The sequence below is a fragment of the Natrinema sp. HArc-T2 genome (genome assembly GCF_041821085.1).
Lineage (GTDB): Archaea > Halobacteriota > Halobacteria > Halobacteriales > Natrialbaceae > Natrinema.
On sequence record NZ_JBGUAZ010000001.1, the window covers coordinates 322,645 to 339,981 of the forward strand.

Sequence of the window (17,337 nt, forward strand, 5' to 3'; positions counted from 1 at the left end):
GAGCGACGCGATCTGGTCGAGAACGATACGTATAGAGACACACAGTTAATGGTATGCCCGGCACAGTCAGATCGACACGACGGTCGGCTGTCCCGTCTCGTCAGCCAGTAGTGACTGTCTCGACAATCCGACCAGCGGGTTGTGACGACCACGGGAACGATATCCCGCTCGCGGTCCCATCAGGTGCAGGCCGGTTGCACAATGTCACTCACCACGATTGTTCTCATAAGCCGGTTTCACGACCGGACCGATCATGAGACGCAGCAGTCGACAACGGGGTGCTGAGACGAATGGACGACAGAACGAGCGAGGGACCGACAGGGCCGACGCGGCGTGACCTGCTCGCTGCGCTCGGCGGTGCGAGTACGGCGGCGGTGGCGGGCTGTTCGACGACGTTCGGGTCGGAGTCGGGATCGACGCTCCGCGTCGGGACGCTCCGCCCGCCGATTACGCTCGACCCACTCACTGCGACGTCGATCGGCTCCGAGCAGGCAATCGGGCGCGTGTTCGATGGGCTCTACGAGTACGGCGAAGGGACCGAAATCGTGCCCGCGATCGCTGCCGGCGACCCGCAGATCGAATCCGACGGCCAAACGGTCGTCGTCGAACTCGAGGAGAACGCGCGATTCCAGAACGGTCGCGCGGTAGTCGCCGACGATGTGGTCTACTCGTTTACCGCACCGTTCGAGGAGGACGCACCCACAGCGTGGCGGGTGAGCCCGTTCGAGTCGGTCACGGCCGTCGACGAGCGCACGGTTCGCTTTTCGCTCGCAGACCCGTATCCGGCGCTCGAGGACGCGCTCACCCTCCCGATCGTCCCTCGGCAGGAGCGAGAAGCCGACCGGGAAGCGTTCGCCACCGACCCAATCGGCGCTGGCTCGTTCGAGGTGGCGTCGTTCAGCGAGGAGAAAAAGGCGACACTGCGCCGCTGGGACGACTACTGGGACGAGCCGACACCCGAAATCGATCGGCTCACGATGGCGTACGTCGAGTTCCCGATAACCCAGCTGACGAGCCTCCGGACGAATCGTAATGAGGCGATCGAGCCAGTGTCGCCGCTGACCGTCGACCACGTCGACGAAGTGACGAACGCGTCGGTGAAACGCAAGCAGGGCTACACCTGGTTTTACTTCGGGTTCAATCTGAACGAGGGGCCGACGACCGACCGGCGAGTGCGGGAGGCGATCAGCTACTGCATCGACCTCGAGCAAGCTGTCGCCGAGTTCATCGAGCCGGTGGGACAGCGCCAGTACGGCCCGCTGCCACCGCAGGTCGCCCGCGACTGGAACATGCCGACCGAGGAGTGGGCAGCACTCGCGAATCCGAAAGACACCGACCGGGCCAACCAGCTATTCAGCGAGACGGGGTTGGTACCCGGACAGATTCGTATCCTGACGTCGATGGACCCGAAACACAAAGAGCTCGGCGAGGCACTGGCCGGCGGCCTGCGGGACGCCGGTCGCGGCGCGCTCGTCGTCTCGAAACCCGAGTCAGCCTTCCTCGAGACGTACGTCTCCGGCTCCGAGCACGACTACTCGGTGTTCGTCGGCGAGGTCAGCGGGACGCCCGATCCGGACACACACCTCTATCCGACGTTCCACGAGAACATGGCCGGGGTGACGAACGGGACCTTCTATCGCGAAGACGCGGTTATGGAGCGGCTCGCAGCGGCTCGCCACACGCGAGAACGCGAGCAGCGACGACGCCGTTATGAGGGGGCGATCACGAGGCTCCTCGAGGATCGGGTCTGTCTGCCGATCTGCTCGTTCGAGAATAGCTTCGCCGTGGCCCCGGACGTCGAGCAGTTCCGTGTCCATCCGATCGCACAGGTAAACCCGCGGCTCGCAGCAGGAGAGACCGTCGTGACGATGGGAGGTGACGCATGAGCGATAACGATGGTGACGGCTTCGGCGTCCCAACGGTCGTCGCGCTCGGCGTGGGTGGTATCGTCGGCGGCGGCATCTACGCGGCGATTGGTATCGTCGTGGCCGCGGCGGGTATCCTGACGTGGTTCGCCTACTCGCTGGCGACCGTCGTCGTTTTCTGCTGTGCCTACTCCTACATCAAGCTCAACGACGTGACCGAGAGAAGCGGCGGGTCGGTTTCGTACATCGAGGAGTTGACGGGGTGATCGACTGTGGCCGGCGTCGTCGGCTGGACGCTCATTGTCGGCTACATCGGAACGATAGCGATGTACGCCTACGCGTTCGGGATGTACGGCCAGATGCTCATCGGCTACGAATACGTCTGGGGACTGCCGATCCGCCAGTTCATCTCGGTCGGCATCGTCGCCGCCTTCGTCGGATTGAATCTGCTCGGTGCCGGCTCGTCGGCGGCGGTCGAACGCTATCTCGTCTTTATCCAAGCGGGAATCATCGCTGCCTTCGGCCTGATCGGCCTGTGGTTCGGTGCGGCGAACTATCAACTACGGCTTGGCTTCGCAGAACTCGGGCTCAATCCAATCATCGCCGCTTCGGTCGGCTTCGTCTCGTTTGAGGGCTGGCAACTCCTGTTCTACGATCAGGAACAGTTCGACGATCCCAATGCAACGCTCGCGAAGGGCGTGTTCATCTCGATCCCGATCGCGGCGGCTATCTACATCCTCGTCGGGTTCGTAATCACGACGCTGTTGCCCGAGGAAGTGATCGCTGCCCAGCCCGAACCGGCGCTGCTCTATGGCGCGCTCGCGATCTCGAAATGGGCCATGCTCGCGATTGGGATCGCCGGCCTCGTCTCGACGGCGAGTGCGATCAACTCGACGATGTTTAGCGAGGCGCTGTTCGCGAAGAACCTGATCAGCGACGACATTCTCCCCGACGAGATGGGGGACACGGACGTCGATGCTGCGCCGACACGGACCGTGCTCGTCATCGGCACCCTGACGGCTGCGTTCACCGCTCTCGGGAGCCTCGAGGCCGTCGTGGAGTTTGCTTCGCTGGCTTTCATCCTCGTCTTCGGTACGATGAGCGCGCTGGCGCTGACGATCCGCGACGCAGACGATGTCGATGTCAATCCCATCCCACCGCTACTCGGGCTCGTCGGCTCGGCAGCCTTCTTCGTCATGCTGACGTGGTATCTCTACTCGCAGCTCCCCGCCGTGTTCTGGCTGGTCGTCGTCATCGCGGCGGTCGTGTTCACGGTCGAAGCGCTGTATTTCAAACGCCAGCGACTCTCCGAAGGCGTTCGTCAGGTGGAAAAGCGGGTCTGACCTACGCCTTTGCCTGCCAGCTTCGGACGCGATCGGCGCTAACGCCGTCGACGTCCTCGGCGACCGCGTCGGGATCGGCCTCGGTCAGATCAGCGAGATCCTCGATCCCCGCGTCGGCGAGTTTCTCGACGGTCTTAGCACCGATTCCATCGAGTGACTCGAGGTCAGAGCCCGACTCGCTCTCGCGGGCCTGGAACTCCTGGTAGTTACAGATCGGACAGCCAAGTTCCCAGGGTTCGTCGCCGCTGTGGACGACGAGTTCAGGCAGGTCGTGTTCGTCGCAGTGCTCGTCGGTGACCTCGATCTCGCCGCGGCGGGGCAGCGGCAGCGAGTACTCACAGTCGGGATAGCGCGTACAGCCGACGAGCCGCGAGCCGCTTTGCAGTGTTTTGATCGCTAACTCGCCGCCTTCTTCGGCGGTTTCACCGCCTTCGTCTCGCGACGACTCCGTCGTCGCGCTGTCCTCACCGCATTCCGGACAGTCACCGATAATCGGGCCCTCGCCAGCATCTTCGGCCTTACAGAGCGGACAGCCGTGGACGAACGTCTGCCGACCCGCGAGCATCTTGACCTCGTGTAAGCCGTGCTCGTCACACTCCGATTCCATGATCAGCGGCTTACCCGTCGACGGCAGCGGCAGCGTGAACTCACAGTCGGGGTAGCCGTCACAGCCGACAAAATACGACCCGTGACGGCTCCGACGGACGAGCAGGTCCTCGCCACATTCTGGACACGGCCCCAGTCGCTTGTCGTCTTTCAGCGACTTGCGAAGCTGGTCGCCGATCTCGTCGCGTGACTCCGCGAGATTGGCGAAGATCTCCTCGAGCATCTCGCGGGATTCGTCGGTGACGTCGTCGAGGGTCGCTTCACCCGAGGCGATGGCGTCCATGTCGGCCTCGAGCTGGGCGGTCATCTCCTCGCTGACGACGCGGTCGGCGTAGTCTTCGGCGGCCTCGACGACGGCCATCGCGAGCCGGGTCGGGCGCGGCGGATCGCTCTCGACGTAGCCACGATCGTACAGCTTCTCTAAGATGTCGTGGCGGGTCGATTTCGTCCCGATCCCCAGGTCTTCCATGGTCTCGATGAGCCGCGACTGGCCGTATCGACGCGGCGGCTGGGTCTCTTTGGCCTCGAGTTCGACATCCGACAGCGCCAACTCCTCGCCTTCGTCGACGTCGGGGACGTAGTTCTCGCTCGTGCTGAAATAGGGGTAGACATCGTGGTAACCGGGCTCGACCAGACGCTTGCCGTTAGCCTTGAGCCGGTAGTCGTCGACCTCAGCGACGACTTTGAGGTGTTCCCAGACCGCGGCGTCGGCGACGGTCGCGAAAAAGCGCCGAACGACGAGTTCGAAGATCTCCCACTCGTCGTCGGAGATGTCTCCCCGGGCAGGGATCTCGCCAGTTGGATGGATCGGCGGGTGGTCGGTCGTCTCCTCGTCGCCTTCGGTTGCACTGATCTCGTCGGCCTCGAGCAGCGACTCGGCTGCCTCACCTAACGTATTGTGACCGACGAAGTCGTCGAGCAGTTCCTGGGGATCGAGATCGTCGGGGTAGACGGTGTTGTCCGTCCGCGGGTAGGTGATGTAGCCGGCGGTGTAGAGGTCCTCGGCGATCGACATCGCGCGCTTGGCCGAGTAGCCGAGCGCGCTGGCCGCGCGGATGAACTGAGTCGTGTTGAACGGCGTCGGCGGCGTGTCGGTCCGCGTTCGCCGATTGACGTCGACGACCGTCGCGGCACCGCGCTCGGCAAGCGTTTCGTAGACCTCGTCGGCAACGGCTTCCTCCCAGACGCGTTCGGCCTCGTTGTCGTCCTCGTCGCGGTAGAAGTACTGGGCCTCGAAGGTCGTGTCATCCTTGGCGAGGTCGGCGAACAGCTCCCAGTAGTCCTCGGGATCGAAGGCCTCGATCTCGCGCTCGCGATCGACGATCAACTTCAGCGTTGGCGACTGCACCCGGCCAACCGAAATGAAATCCTCGCCGAGTTGCCCGGCGGACAGCGAGAGAAAGCGCGTGAGCGCGGCCCCCCAGATCAGGTCGATGATCTGGCGGGCCTCGCCGGCAGCCGCCAGATCGAAATCGAGGTCGTCGGGCTCGTCGAACGCCCCCTGGACCTCGTTTTCCGTGATCGAAGAGAACCGCACCCGGCGAATGGGGACTTCCTCGTCGACCTCGCGGACGATGTCGTAGGCCTCCTTGCCGATCAGTTCCCCTTCGCGGTCGTAGTCGGTCGCGATCGTCACGCGTTCGGCGCGACGGGCCAACAGTCGCAGCGTCGCCACGATGTTCTCTTTCGTCGGCGTCTTCTCGACGCTCGCGTCGATCAACTCGACGGGCTCGACGTCTCGCCAGTCGGAGTACTCCGACGGGAAGTCTACGCCAACGACGTGGCCCGACAGCCCCACGCAGCGCTTGCCGCCCCACTCGTAGACGTTTACTCCGTTCTCGCGACTCGAGTCGTAGGTCCCCCCGCTCAGAATGTCGGCGATCCGGCGGGCCGCGTTGTCCTTCTCGGTGATTATCAGTTCCACCGCAGACCACCTCCGGGCGCTCGAGCGTCCGGTCGCCGTCGTCGCGGACGAGTATCGGTCATCGTCGCTCGGTACGATTGAGCGTTTGATAACGCTTTCGCCAAAACCGGGCGACAGCGCGGGTGTGCGTGCGCTACGCGTCGCGTGGGCGCGTGCGTCGAGCATCAATATGACTGAGTTCGACCGTTCCCAATCCAATGAGGTGTGGTACCGACCATCTTATTCTCGCTCGAGGTCTACTTCATATCGCGTGTAAACGCGGAGCTACTACTCATGGAAAAAAACGTAGGCGGATTCGATCGTACCTGGCGGCTCGTCGGCGGCGCACTCCTAGCGATTATCGGTCTGGCCGCGCTGGTCGGTGTCGTTTCGATCGGCACCGTTGTGCCGGCCCTGCTGGTCGTCTTCGGTGTCGTGTTTTTCGCCACCGGTGTCCTCCAGAAGTGCGTCCTCAACCGGCTGGTGGGACTCGACACCTACCGCGGTGAAGAGGCAGAGACCGACCGGATGGACGAGCTGTCTGCGGACCGGCCGAGCTAACCGGCGGCTCGAGCAGTCGATCGGTTGGTATCGACCGACGACAACATATTTGCGTGTCACTCTCACCCGTGAATGGCGTTCAGAGCAACGGCTACGACAGGTTTATTACCACTAGATCATACCACCTAGTTGTATGAGCGAATTCGAGCAGTTCAGTCAGGTCGGTGAAGCAGACGTCACGCGTGCGATCGGACAGGAGTGGACCGAGGAGTTCATGGACTTCTCGGACTCGGACGTCATCATCGTCGGCGGCGGCCCCTCGGGGCTGACCGCCGCGAAGGAACTCTCCGAGCGCGGTGTCCAGACGATGGTCGTCGAGAAGAACAACTACCTCGGCGGCGGCTTCTGGCTCGGCGGTTTCCTGATGAACAAGGTGACGGTACGCGATCCCGCCCAACAGATCCTCGAGGACCTCGAGGTGGATTACAAACAAGCCCAAGACAGCGAGGGGCTGTACGTCGCGAACGGGCCCGAGGCCTGTTCGGGACTCATCAAAGCGGCCTGTGACGCGGGCGCGAAGATGCAGAACATGACCGAATTCACGGATATCGTCATCCGCGAGGACCACAAGGTCTCGGGGATCGTCATGAACTGGACGCCGGTCCACGCCCTGCCCCGCGAGATCACCTGTGTCGACCCGATCGCGGTCGAGGCCGATCTGGTCATCGACGCGACCGGCCACGACGCGATGGCCGTCACGAAACTCGACGAGCGCGGCGTCCTCGACGCGCCCGGTATTCAGGACGCCCGCGACCGCGGCCAAGTCATGGATCAGACTGAAGACGACACCTACGGCGCGCCCGGCCACGACTCCCCCGGCCACGACTCGATGTGGGTCGGCAAGAGCGAGGACGCCGTCGTCGAGCACACCGGCCTCGTCCACGACGGTCTCATCGCGACCGGGATGGCCACCGCGACGACCTACGGTCTCCCGCGGATGGGCCCGACCTTCGGTGCCATGCTCGTTTCGGGCAAACGCGCCGCCCAAGTCGCGCTCGACGAACTCGAGGTCGACGCCGAGCCCGTCGAGCTGACCTCACGGGCCGCACCGGCTGACGACTAACCACACCCCTCTGCCCGATGGTCGAACAAGTCATCTGCTATCGCGCCCCGACGACGGTCGCCGACGTCGAGGCGATCGCCGACTGGCTGGACGCGCGGATCGACGCCGACGTGAGCGTGGGCGATCGCTTCCTCGCGGTCCACCGCACGGACGACCTCGCGGAACGGTTCGCCGAGGCGCGCGTCACCTCGCCGTACGACCGCGGGACGGGCAACACGATGCTCGGGACGATCCGCTACGAGGAACGTGCCCTCGAGCACCCCGAACGCGAGGGAGGGGTCCTCTACGACGGGATCCAGATTCAGCGCGCGCTCAATGCCGCGCTCCCCGCCGACGAGCGGGGTCTCGAGACGCTGCACGTCCCGCACCTCGATCGGGCCATCGGGACGTGGGGCGACCACGACGGTCGCTGGCACAAGCGCGTGACCGTCCTCGGCCAGCCGGCGCTGGTGTCGGTGCCCGGGCTCTACGAGGCCCCCGCAAAGCCCGACGAATACTACAAGGAAAAGCAGCGCCACGCCCTGCTGTCGGGCGATACGCCACCGCGGGAAGTCCTCGAGAATCAAGTCGAGGGCGACTTCCTGGTTGAGAACGACCCGCGGACGACCGACGCACTGTGTGGGTACGTTCTGGCGGCGTACCACTACCTCGAGACCGGCGAGGCGTTTTGCGACCGCGAAGGCTGTCGGCTGTTCGACGCCCACTACCACGAGGACCTGATCGACGCCCAGTTGCGCGAGCCTGCCTTCTGTAGCGAGCACGCACGGCTGTACGCGAAGTAGGGTGTCTCCGGGGCGTTTCCGGGACCGGTGTATATTTTTGTTACAGTCGCGTTCGGATCTGCATAATGAGCGAGGAGTTCACCGTCGAGATTCCGGTCCAGTATCGCGACCTCGACCCGCAGGGCCACGTCAATAACGCCGTCTACGTAAGCTACCTCGAGACCGCCCGTGTCGACTATCTGGAAGCCATGGCCGATATGGCGGCAGAAGACATCTCGTTCGTCGTCGCGAGCCTCGAGATCGACTACGAGCGCCCGATTACGAAAGCAGACGATCCGACGGTCGCGCTCTGGATCACTTACCTCGGCGAATCCAGTTGCACGATGGAGTACGAGATCAGGGTCGACGGGACCGTCACCGCGACTGCCGAAACGACGATGGTCCACGTCGATCCCGAGACGGGTCGGGCGACGCCGCTGCCCGACGAGCTGCGAGCGCGGATGGAGCCGTCTGAGACCGTCGATCAGTCGTCATAATCGTCGCTGGTTGGTCACTCGAGTCGACCGCCGGTCAGTCGGACGACGCCAAAGACGTGCGTTTCGTCCGCGACGGCGACCGCCCGCTCGCGAAGCCGGGTATGTGCGGCGTCGATCTTTCGCTCGAGCCGTCGGTGCGGATCGTTTTCGTACCGGAGCTTCGCGGTCGGCGGCGTCGAGAGGACGACGATCGCCCGAAAGACGGCGTTGACCGGCGGGGCATACCATTCGTGACTCGGGGCGGCGTTGGCGAGCACGACGGTGCCGTCGGGACCGACGAGGTCACACCAGTCGTCGACCGCACTGCCTGGGTCCGCGAGCATCCCCACGACGAACGTCGCGAGGACGGCATCGATATCGCCGTCGACCGCAGTCAGCGCGTCGGCTCCGAGCGGCGGTTGCGTCGCGTCGCCCTGCAGGACGTGGACGTTGTCGTCGTCAGCAGTCGCTGCCCGCGCTCGCTCGAGGACGGGCCGGGTGAAATCGATCCCGATCACGGTCCCCTCGGGGCCGACCTGTTCGTGAAGGAAGGGAAGGTTCGCCCCCGTGCCACAGCCCATTTCGACGACGGTATCGCCGGGCTCGAGCCGACAGGCGGCGGCCGCTCGCCGGCGGAGCCGTGCGATTCCGGGCGTTCGGCGTGCGACCAGATCGTAGAGTCGTGCCCAGCGGCCGTAGAACTCCTGTGATTCCGTCGCCATTGTGGGTCGTCAGACCAGCGATCGGATCGTGTCCGCGACTGACTCCGCGTCGGAGCCGAGCACGTAGATCAACGGCTCGATCCCCATCCCGCCGGTCTGGTAGAGCACCGTCGCTTCGGGTTCGTCTTCGATCGCCGCGCCGACGCTCGAGGCGACGTCGTCGGATTCGTCGAACTCGGCGGCGACGTGGCCCTGTGCGGCCAGTTCGTCGATCAGTTCCGGATCGTAGGTGATGTTGATGCCTGCTGTGACATCGGCGCCATGGCGACGCGCGGCCAGCAGTACGTTTGCGACGTGTTCAGAGACGCCGAACTCGGGGTCTGCGGGGACGGTGGCCCGCCCTTTCACGTCGAAGATCCGACCCGGCACGCCAGCCACGTCGTCGACATCCTCTGCGTCGGGCGTACAGGCGACGAGGTTCGCGCCGACTGCGGGGATGAGCGCAGTAAAGCCACTCGCCGTCTCGAGGATGCGCAGCCCGCGCCGGAGCGACGAAAGTACCCGCTCGCTCGTCCGCAGGTCGCTTTCGGGATCGTGGACGCGAAAGCTCGCGCCGTGGTCGGCCAGTTCCGGAACGGCCTCCTCGTGAAGCTGGGCAAGCAGGTCGCCGCCGGCCTCGAGGTCGCGGATCAGGACCTCGAGTTCGATCAGGGCCTGTACCGGAGAGATCTCCTCGGCGGCCAGGCCGGTCCCGAGTTCCTCGACGAGGGTCTGGACGCGGTCGTCGGTGGCGATGCGATCGTTGACGGTCACGTCGCCATGAGCGTACTTCGAGACGGCGCTCTGGCTGATCCCGAGGACGTCAGCGACCTCGCTCTGGGTGAAGCCCCGATCGCGCAGATCGCCGGCCAGCAGCGACCGGACGGTCGGGAGAAACTCGTCTACGACGATTTCTTCGACGAATTGCATTCGTTACTCGCAAGTACGGGCGGCTGACGTGAGAAACTGTTGGTCCGCCTGGGAGCTAGAGTAGCGGGACGAGCAGCGCCGCGAACTCGTAGTCGAAGATGTGGTTGAGCATCGCGTAGGTGACGACGCCGAGGACGAGACTCAGGATCCACGCGCCGGCGGCGATCCGCCCGATCTTTGCGTGGGGCGTTTGCCGGAGTTCGGCAGGCGTGTGGCTCAGTCCGAGGACTAGCGCGTAGAGGACGACCGGCACCGAGACGATCGAGAGGATGATGTGGATCGCCAGCATGACGAGATAGGCGTAGTAGATGCCCTGCGGGCCGACGAACTCCTTCGTGCCGCCGCCGCCGACCTTGAGCAGATAGACGACCAGGAACCCGAGGATCAACACGAAGCCGCTGACCATCGCCAGGCGGTGTTTTTCGACCTCACCCTTGCGAATCCAGTACCAGCCCAGCGTCAGCACTACCGTCGCGGTCGTGTTGATGACCGCGATCACGTGCGACAGCAGGTTGACCTGTGCGTTCGTCAGGTCGGGATAGATCGGCACGTCGAGCAGGAACGTTCCGAGTACCAGCGCGTAGCCGACGATCGTCAGGAGGACCGTGACGCCCATCGGCTGCTCCCGGAGACGTCGTCTCGCATCAGCAGTTGCCATTATCGGACGTTGGGAGCACCGCCGTATCATGCTTGCTGTTCGCTACGAGACGTAGCAGGGTCGACGGTGCCGTTGCTCTCGAGCCTCGAGTCGTCGCGGACGACATCGTCACCGACGGAGCTCGCCTCCGTGTCCCCATCCCCGAGTCGTCGGTGATCGACCGCGACCGTCGATGCCGTACTGCCGGTCGGAGCCGTCTCTTGGCACAACCGGTGGTATCAATCTGCAGGTTCGGTCGACCCCTCGAGCGAGACCACTCCGTCGCATCCGACGGTGACATGATAGTCACAGAACGTAAACGAGACCGTTCCGCGTGGTCTGGTCGCACCGTTCGACCGCTCGGCAAAGAGCGCGTCGAGCGCTGCCGGGTCGACGACTGCATGAAGTGATTCGTACTGCGGCGGCGCGAGGTCGACCGACTGCACGCCCTCCGCGTCCGCGACTGTTTCGATTACCGCTTGGCTCGGCGGTTTCGTTGACGGTTCATCACTGCTATAGCCACCCTCCACCATCGTATTTGGGCCTTCCAAACCCGATGGAATAAAACTGTCCTTCGCGGATTCGACCGTGTCACCGGTCCTTGAGAGCAGACTGGCTGCCGTCACGCTGTCCCGGCGTACCCGGATAGCGACGTGCGGATCAACCACCACAGATCGGATCCAGAGCAATCTTAGACACGGTCCCGCCGCGTCGTCGCCACCCGAACGCGGGCGAAAACACAACGGGGCCGTGAGACACGGCAACCGATCGCTACTCGATGTGGATCGCCGGTTTGCCCGGTCGTGCTTTCGCCGCTCGCTCGTCGTCGGCGTCGGCCCGGCGGACGGTGACGGTCGCCCCGAACTCGTCCGTGACGAGCCAGGTCGCCTGCTCGAGGGTCTCGAGTTCGCGGGCCGGGGCGAGCAACTGGCCGGACTCCGCGCCGCCGTCGCGGCCAAGCAACTGCCCGACGAACGCGCCGACGGTCTCGCGGTCGGCGGCGACGTCGTCGGCTGCGAGCACCTGCTCGATGATGGCGTCGGTGTCGCCACCGTCAGCGGCTGCCTCGTCGACCAGTTCGGCGGCTCTGTATTTCCACTCGCGAGCGCAGACGAGTTCGATCCGGTCGGGTTCGTCGATCGCAGCGACGTCGACGATGTCCCGGACGTCTTCGAGGGTGCGCTCGACCAGTTGGCGCTCGAGCTGGTAGGCCGAGCGATCGCCTGCAGGCTCGGGCCAGTCGGCTTCGACGACCAAGCCGTCACCCCGGAGTTTGTTCCAGAGTTCTTCCCCGAGGTGGGGGGCCATCGGGGCGATCAGCGCGGCCAGTGTCAACAGCCCGCGCCGATAGACGTCGTCGTGCGGGCGGTCGTATTCGCGGTAGCGCCGGAGTAGGCGTGCAAGTTCCTGAATCTCGGTTGCAGCGCGGTGGAACCGGAACCGCTCGTACTCCTCGGTGACGGCGGCGATCGTCCGATCGATCTCCCGGTCGACGTACTCATCGTGATCGCGGCGTTCGACACGGGTGTCGCCCTCATCGACGAAGTCGGTCGCCATCCCATAGAGCGTCTGCTGGAGGTCGTAGGCCCCGCGGACGTTGTTGGCCGTCCACTCGAAATCCTGTTCGGGGTGGGCCGCCGAGAGGACGAACAACCGCGTCGTCTCCGCGCCGTACTCCTGGGGCGCAACGACGTTTCCTTTCGAACTGGACATCTTCTCGCCGTCATATAGGACCGTTCCCTGGCTGCGGAGTTCCTCGATCGGCTCGCGGTGCTCGAGCAGTCCCAGATCGGCCAGCGCCTTCGTGAAAAAGCGGGTATACAGCAGATGGAGAATGGCGTGTTCTTCGCCGCCGACGTAGACGTCGACGGGAAGCCACTCGTTGGCGCGGTCGGTGTCGAACGGCGCGTCCGCCAGCTCGGGCGAGGGGAATCGCAGGAAGTACCACGAGGAGTCGACGAAGGTGTCCATCGTGTCCGTCTCGCGTTCGGCTGGGGAGCCACAGGCCGGGCACGTCGTCTGTTTCCACTCCTCAGCGGCGTCGAGTGGGTTCCCCGTGGTCCGGACGAACTCGGGGAGTTCGACCGGAAGGTCCGCTTCGGGCACGAGGACCGGCCCGCAGTCGTCACAGTGGACGACCGGAATCGGCGTCCCCCAGTAGCGCTGCCGGGAGATCAGCCAGTCACGCAGCCGGTAGGTGACGTCGTCAACGAGTGCGTTGTGGTCGGCGACGAGTCGCTCGCGGGCCGTCTCGCTGTCGAGGCCGTCGTACTCGCCGCTTCCCTCGAGAGTGCCCTCGCCGGTGTAGGGTCCCGTTTCGTCGTGTTCGCCGTCGTTACCGTCGCCTTCAGGGACGATCACACGCTCGACCGGCAGGTCGTGTGCGAGCGCGAACTCGTGGTCGCGCTCGTTGTGACCGGGCACGCCCATCACGGCCCCGGTGCCGACGTCTTCTAAGACGTAGCCGGCGACGTAGACGGGGAGGTCATCGCCGGTCAGTGGGTGGGTTGCCGTCGCGTCGGTTTCGATACCCGAAAAGCCGACTTCGTCGGGGTCCTGTTCGCGGACGGTCTCGACGTACTCGGCGACTGCTGTGTCCTCTTCGGCCAACTCCCGCGCCAGATCGTGACCCGGCGAGACTGCGAGAGAAGTCGCGCCGTAGATCGTCTCCGGGCGGGTGCTGAAGACGTCGACGGTGTCGATCCCGTCAGCATCCGCGTCATCGTGAGACACCTCGAACGTGATCCGCGCACCTTCCTGACGACCGATCCAGTTGCGCTGAATCTCGCGGACGCCGTCGGGCCAGCCCTCAAGATCGTCGAGCCCCTCGTGGAGCTCCTCGGCGTAGTCGGTGATCGTAAAGAACCACTGGTCGAGTTCCCGGCGACCGACGGGGGTCTCACAGCGCCAGCAGACCCGGGTGCCGTCACGCTCAGCGACCTGTGCGTCGGCGAGCACCGTCTCGCAGTCGGGACACCAGTTGACCGTTGCCGCCTCGTAGTCGACGAGCCCGTCTTCGTAGAACTGCTCGAACAGCCACTGGTTCCACCGATAGTAGTCGGGCTCACAGGTGGTGACCTCCCGGGACCAGTCGTAGCCAAAGCCCATCGTCTCGAGTTCTTCGCGCATGCGTCGGATACACGCCTGCGTCCAGGACTCGGGGTCGGTCTTGCGCTCGAACGCGGCGTTTTCGGCGGGAAGACCGAAGGCGTCCCAGCCCATCGGGTGGAGGACGTTGTCGCCTTGCATCCGGCGATAGCGCGCGTAGGCGTCCGTAATCGCGTAGTTGCGGATGTGACCCATATGCAGCGTCCCCGACGTGTAGGGAAACATTCCGAGGACGTAGGTCGGATCCTCGGCGTCGGAATCGAGCGCGTAGACATCGTCACGCTCCCAGACGTACTGCCAGAACTCCTGTACCTGCGCGTGATCGTAATGACTCGTCATTATCGGGAGATCCGTTGGGTGTCACTCGGTGGGCCGGCTATATCATTGTTCGGCCGCGGGCGACGGTCTTGCCGACCGTCATGGCCGGCGTCGGCTGTGCCGGCTGCCCGCTCGAGCGACCGACCGCCAGCCGACTAAAGCCGTGATACTGTCGGACAAACCGGATTACACATCGATCGCACTCGAGACGCTGTCGCCAGCGCCGACAGGTGTCGAGACACGACCGAGTGGTCAGTGACCGTTGGCCGACAGGAGAATCCAGTGCCTATCGAGCTGTGGGTTGAACGTAACAAAGCGGGTGGCCCGTCTCCCATCGACTGTACGAATGTCTCACTCCCGCGACGATGGTCCATCGACGGTCGCGTTGTTCGTCACCATCGCGACCGTCTTACTCGTGTTCAGCGCGCTCGCGGTCCTGTTCGTCCCGGAACTGACGCCCAACGAGTCGAAGGCGTCCGGGATCGACTCGGATGGCGTGAACGCGACGAACGACCGCGGGAACGTCGACGAGCCCGACTCGGCGACGGCCACGAGCGACCCGACCGACGACGGCGTCGATAGCGGTTCGGATGGCGAACCCGGAGCGGATGCCCAGTCAGTCGACAGTGATCGTGAGGACGATGTCGACGTGGACACTGATGACGAGGTCGACGCTGACGACGGTCGTGACGACGATGTCTTCGACTGGGCGCTCGAGGAGACTGGCATCACCGACGACGCCGATGACACGGAGGACGCAGACGATACAGACGATGCCGACGGCGCCGACGACCGCGGTCCGCCCGGCGATGCCGGGCCACCCGACGATGCAGGCCCTCCTGACGACTTCGATCCGTTCGACGACTGAGACGGTTTGCTGTAACGATTTACCGGTGTATCGATCCGACGGTTCGTGGGCTGTATCGAAACTGACGGCCAATCGGGGATGAGCCATCTGTTCGGAGCCGCAGAACGTCTGGGATTCGTGACCCTCTCCGGACGCGACTGACGGGACGCCCTTCACCCATGATAGCATAACACAGCACATGCCTTCGACTGCACTCGTCACCGGCTGTTCGTCGGGCATCGGCTACGAAACGGCTCGCGCACTGCTGGCCGATGGCTGGCACGTCTACGCGACCGCGCGAGATCGTGATCGAGACGGGCTCGAGAACCTGGCTGACCGCGGTGCCGAGCCCGTCGCGCTCGATCTGACCAAGTCCGCGGACATCGACCGTGTCGTCGCTCGCGTCCGCGACGAAGCTGGCGGCGTCGACTGTCTGGTCAACAACGCGGGCTACGGCCAGTTCGGGCCGGTCGAAGACGTACCGACGGATTTGCTCGAGCGCCAGTTCGCCGTCCACTGCTTCGGCCCGCATCGACTCATGCGAGCGGTGCTGCCGGGTATGCGCGAACGCGGTCGTGGCCGGATCATCACCGTCACCAGCGCTGCGGACCGGCTCGCACTGGCCGGGATCGGCGGTTACAACGCCTCGAAGTGGGCGCTCGCGGGTTTGAGCGATGCGCTTCGACAGGAACTGGTCGGCTCGGACGTCGAGGTCGTCGTCGTTCAGCCCGGACTCGTCGCGACGCCGTTTTACGATCGCGCTCTGAGTGAACTCGAGGCGGCAGCCACAGCCGCGCGATCGCCGGCCCGGCCCGACGGTGACGCGACGGCAGCGACGGACGCCGACGTGACCGTCGTCAGGCCCACGCAGTATACCGACCTCTATCGCGTTCTCCAGCAGGTTCGCGCCGTCGAGGGTGGCGGTCGTCTCATCAACGACCCCGAAGACGTCGCCGAAACGATTCTGACAGCCGCGACGGTGCTCGATCCCGAAACCCACTACCGCGTCGGTCCGCTGCCACTGCTTGGCTCGCTGTACGGTACGCTCGTGCCGGCAACACTGCGAGACCAGCTCACAAAACTCGGCGTTCGACTAGCCGCGAGCGAACCGGTCTTGGAATTGCTCGAGCGACGGACGCCCGATCCTGGGGCTGAGCCGTATCCACCACGACGGTGAGGTGAGTTACGTTTGTGCTGCCGTCCCACGTGGGACCTCGCGACCGCCGGTGTAGGCGACGTACGCCGACAGTCCTGCGGCGACCAGCCCCGAGAGGACGTTACTCCAGATCAGGCCAGTGGATGCGGCCTCGAGGCCGCTCATCGCGAACTCGCCGCCGATGGCCCACTGGGAGATGAAGACCCACAGCGCCAGCAGGGCAGCGAGCGACATTACGCCGGTACTGGTGGCGTAGGCGTTGGTGAGCCGGTAGTAGTTGTACCCGGCCAGCAGGAAGATCCCGCCGCCGACCAGCAGGTTGTTCCACAGCATGGACGCCGCCGGTCCGTAGACGAACGGCGAGACGGCGATCCACAGCCCGATCAGGGAGACGAATCCACTCAGCCATTTCTCCCCGTCCGATCCGCGCTGCCGGGCGGACGATTCACCGCGCATCGGGTCGTTGGTCGTGGACTCGCTCATAGTCGGCGCTACCGCAAGCGCGCTGAAAAAACGTGTCGACCGTTCTAGTCGGGCCGTGAGAACCCGGTTCGGTGACCGTCCCCTCCGTGCTCGCCCAATGATCGATGAGGGGCTTCCAAACATGTGTTATACCTCGTCAATCCATGACTGGTGGCAGAGGAGGTGGCCGGGTAATCAGGTTTTAGGTCGGACGGGCTCCATCGAGAAATCAAATACGATCCACTTGGCATCCAGAGACGACTGGATCGCGGTGTAAACGGCCCTCGGGACGTGGATTCCAATAGACACTTCTACTGCTTCTCTGTCCCATTATGCATGGGCGCTTCGGACCTGTATGATCCGGACCGAATCTCTCCGCTCGCGTGGCGACTGCTCAGAGTCGCAGCCGGATACGACCAACGAGCAGTCGAACGGGAGGTGGACGAACTCATGCAGGCACATATCTCGATGCTCGAGAGTGGAAACCGGTCGTTGTCACACGCACGGCGAACGACGCTGTTGGAACTCTACAGCGCCGAACTCGCCGACGAGCAGGTACGGGCGATCGTCGATCACTTCTAGTGACACGTTCACGAATAG

17 protein-coding genes are annotated in these 17,337 nt (G+C 64.4%); 10 read left to right on the plus strand and 7 right to left on the minus strand.

From position 1 onward, the window contains the following. Positions 1-290 precede the first annotated feature (290 nt). From ACERI1_RS01705 to ACERI1_RS01715, 3 genes are read left to right on the plus strand one after another with little or no spacing between them, the layout of a single operon-like run. Entirely contained in the window at positions 291-1,886 is a 1,596-nt protein-coding gene (locus tag ACERI1_RS01705) for an ABC transporter substrate-binding protein (RefSeq protein ID WP_373616298.1), read from the plus strand. Continuing rightward, positions 1,883-2,131, plus strand: coding sequence for a hypothetical protein (locus tag ACERI1_RS01710; RefSeq protein WP_373616299.1), 249 nt, complete (start codon positions 1,883-1,885; stop codon positions 2,129-2,131). The genes ACERI1_RS01705 and ACERI1_RS01710 overlap by 4 nt, the downstream gene beginning before the upstream one ends. A 6-nt stretch (positions 2,132-2,137) precedes the next feature. Beyond that, positions 2,138-3,208 (plus strand): APC family permease, encoded by a 1,071-nt coding sequence (locus tag ACERI1_RS01715; protein ID WP_373616300.1) that lies wholly within the window; start codon positions 2,138-2,140, stop codon positions 3,206-3,208. Position 3,209: 1 nt separating this feature from the next. Here ACERI1_RS01715 and ACERI1_RS01720 read toward each other — a convergent pair whose 3' ends face one another. After that, on the minus strand, positions 3,210-5,738 hold the full coding sequence (locus ACERI1_RS01720) for a DNA topoisomerase I (RefSeq protein ID WP_373616301.1): 2,529 nt from the start codon (positions 5,736-5,738) through the stop codon (positions 3,210-3,212). 273 nt (positions 5,739-6,011) lie between these two features. Between ACERI1_RS01720 and ACERI1_RS01725 the strand changes: the two genes are divergently transcribed. From ACERI1_RS01725 to ACERI1_RS01740, 4 genes are all read left to right on the plus strand, one after another. Then, on the plus strand, positions 6,012-6,278 hold the full coding sequence (locus ACERI1_RS01725; protein ID WP_373616302.1) for a DUF2892 domain-containing protein: 267 nt from the start codon (positions 6,012-6,014) through the stop codon (positions 6,276-6,278). 133 nt (positions 6,279-6,411) lie between these two features. Then, positions 6,412-7,341, plus strand: coding sequence for a sulfide-dependent adenosine diphosphate thiazole synthase (locus tag ACERI1_RS01730; RefSeq protein ID WP_373616303.1), 930 nt, complete (start codon positions 6,412-6,414; stop codon positions 7,339-7,341). A 17-nt stretch (positions 7,342-7,358) separates the two neighbouring features. Beyond that, positions 7,359-8,123 carry a DUF6775 family putative metallopeptidase gene (locus ACERI1_RS01735; RefSeq protein WP_373616304.1) on the plus strand — a complete coding sequence of 255 codons (765 nt, stop codon included), beginning with the start codon at positions 7,359-7,361 and terminating at the stop codon, positions 8,121-8,123. 65 nt (positions 8,124-8,188) lie between these two features. Beyond that, positions 8,189-8,599: an acyl-CoA thioesterase gene (locus ACERI1_RS01740; protein WP_373616305.1), complete on the plus strand. Its 411-nt coding sequence runs from the start codon at positions 8,189-8,191 to the stop codon at positions 8,597-8,599. Positions 8,600-8,613: 14 nt separating this feature from the next. Here ACERI1_RS01740 and ACERI1_RS01745 read toward each other — a convergent pair whose 3' ends face one another. The 5 genes from ACERI1_RS01745 to leuS form a co-directional block, all read right to left on the minus strand. Beyond that, positions 8,614-9,300: a class I SAM-dependent methyltransferase gene (locus tag ACERI1_RS01745; protein WP_373616306.1), complete on the minus strand. Its 687-nt coding sequence runs from the start codon at positions 9,298-9,300 to the stop codon at positions 8,614-8,616. A gap of 9 nt (positions 9,301-9,309) precedes the next feature. After that, positions 9,310-10,209, minus strand: a complete 900-nt coding sequence (locus ACERI1_RS01750; RefSeq protein ID WP_373616307.1) for a thiamine-phosphate synthase family protein — start codon at positions 10,207-10,209, stop codon at positions 9,310-9,312. 55 nt (positions 10,210-10,264) lie between these two features. Continuing rightward, complete coding sequence (locus ACERI1_RS01755) at positions 10,265-10,867, minus strand: DUF420 domain-containing protein (protein ID WP_373616308.1); 603 nt, start codon at positions 10,865-10,867, stop codon at positions 10,265-10,267. 218 nt (positions 10,868-11,085) lie between these two features. Further along, positions 11,086-11,379 carry a HalOD1 output domain-containing protein gene (locus ACERI1_RS01760; RefSeq protein WP_373616309.1) on the minus strand — a complete coding sequence of 98 codons (294 nt, stop codon included), beginning with the start codon at positions 11,377-11,379 and terminating at the stop codon, positions 11,086-11,088. 238 nt (positions 11,380-11,617) lie between these two features. Continuing rightward, on the minus strand, positions 11,618-14,293 hold the full coding sequence (leuS, locus tag ACERI1_RS01765; protein WP_373616310.1) for a leucine--tRNA ligase: 2,676 nt from the start codon (positions 14,291-14,293) through the stop codon (positions 11,618-11,620). A 325-nt stretch (positions 14,294-14,618) separates the two neighbouring features. On the opposite strand from leuS, the gene ACERI1_RS01770 reads away from it, so the two are divergent. Together ACERI1_RS01770 and ACERI1_RS01775 are read left to right on the plus strand one after the other, a co-directional pair. Continuing rightward, positions 14,619-15,140, plus strand: coding sequence for a hypothetical protein (locus ACERI1_RS01770; RefSeq protein ID WP_373616311.1), 522 nt, complete (start codon positions 14,619-14,621; stop codon positions 15,138-15,140). Positions 15,141-15,318: 178 nt separating this feature from the next. Continuing rightward, positions 15,319-16,296 carry an SDR family oxidoreductase gene (locus ACERI1_RS01775; RefSeq protein WP_373616312.1) on the plus strand — a complete coding sequence of 326 codons (978 nt, stop codon included), beginning with the start codon at positions 15,319-15,321 and terminating at the stop codon, positions 16,294-16,296. 6 nt (positions 16,297-16,302) lie between these two features. On the opposite strand, the gene ACERI1_RS01780 is transcribed toward ACERI1_RS01775, so the two are convergent. Next, entirely contained in the window at positions 16,303-16,758 is a 456-nt protein-coding gene (locus ACERI1_RS01780) for an SPW repeat protein (RefSeq protein ID WP_373616313.1), read from the minus strand. Positions 16,759-17,073: 315 nt separating this feature from the next. On the opposite strand from ACERI1_RS01780, the gene ACERI1_RS01785 reads away from it, so the two are divergent. Next, on the plus strand, positions 17,074-17,319 hold the full coding sequence (locus tag ACERI1_RS01785; RefSeq protein ID WP_373616314.1) for a hypothetical protein: 246 nt from the start codon (positions 17,074-17,076) through the stop codon (positions 17,317-17,319). Positions 17,320-17,337: the final 18 nt, after the last annotated feature.

Bases quoted from the DNA above. Each gene is read 5' to 3' on its own strand.
- ACERI1_RS01710 (WP_373616299.1), top strand. From the start codon at position 1,883: ATGAGCGATAACGATGGTGACGGCTTCGGCGTCCCAACGGTCGTCGCG.
- leuS (WP_373616310.1), bottom strand. From the start codon at position 14,293: ATGACGAGTCATTACGATCACGCGCAGGTACAGGAGTTCTGGCAGTAC.
- ACERI1_RS01785 (WP_373616314.1), top strand. From the start codon at position 17,074: ATGGGCGCTTCGGACCTGTATGATCCGGACCGAATCTCTCCGCTCGCG.
- ACERI1_RS01745 (WP_373616306.1), bottom strand. From the start codon at position 9,300: ATGGCGACGGAATCACAGGAGTTCTACGGCCGCTGGGCACGACTCTAC.
- ACERI1_RS01740 (WP_373616305.1), top strand. From the start codon at position 8,189: ATGAGCGAGGAGTTCACCGTCGAGATTCCGGTCCAGTATCGCGACCTC.
- ACERI1_RS01750 (WP_373616307.1), bottom strand. From the start codon at position 10,209: ATGCAATTCGTCGAAGAAATCGTCGTAGACGAGTTTCTCCCGACCGTC.
- ACERI1_RS01770 (WP_373616311.1), top strand. From the start codon at position 14,619: ATGTCTCACTCCCGCGACGATGGTCCATCGACGGTCGCGTTGTTCGTC.
- ACERI1_RS01755 (WP_373616308.1), bottom strand. From the start codon at position 10,867: ATGGCAACTGCTGATGCGAGACGACGTCTCCGGGAGCAGCCGATGGGC.
- ACERI1_RS01775 (WP_373616312.1), top strand. From the start codon at position 15,319: ATGCCTTCGACTGCACTCGTCACCGGCTGTTCGTCGGGCATCGGCTAC.
- ACERI1_RS01730 (WP_373616303.1), top strand. From the start codon at position 6,412: ATGAGCGAATTCGAGCAGTTCAGTCAGGTCGGTGAAGCAGACGTCACG.
- ACERI1_RS01725 (WP_373616302.1), top strand. From the start codon at position 6,012: ATGGAAAAAAACGTAGGCGGATTCGATCGTACCTGGCGGCTCGTCGGC.
- ACERI1_RS01735 (WP_373616304.1), top strand. From the start codon at position 7,359: ATGGTCGAACAAGTCATCTGCTATCGCGCCCCGACGACGGTCGCCGAC.
- ACERI1_RS01780 (WP_373616313.1), bottom strand. From the start codon at position 16,758: ATGAGCGAGTCCACGACCAACGACCCGATGCGCGGTGAATCGTCCGCC.
- ACERI1_RS01760 (WP_373616309.1), bottom strand. From the start codon at position 11,379: ATGGTGGAGGGTGGCTATAGCAGTGATGAACCGTCAACGAAACCGCCG.
- ACERI1_RS01705 (WP_373616298.1), top strand. From the start codon at position 291: ATGGACGACAGAACGAGCGAGGGACCGACAGGGCCGACGCGGCGTGAC.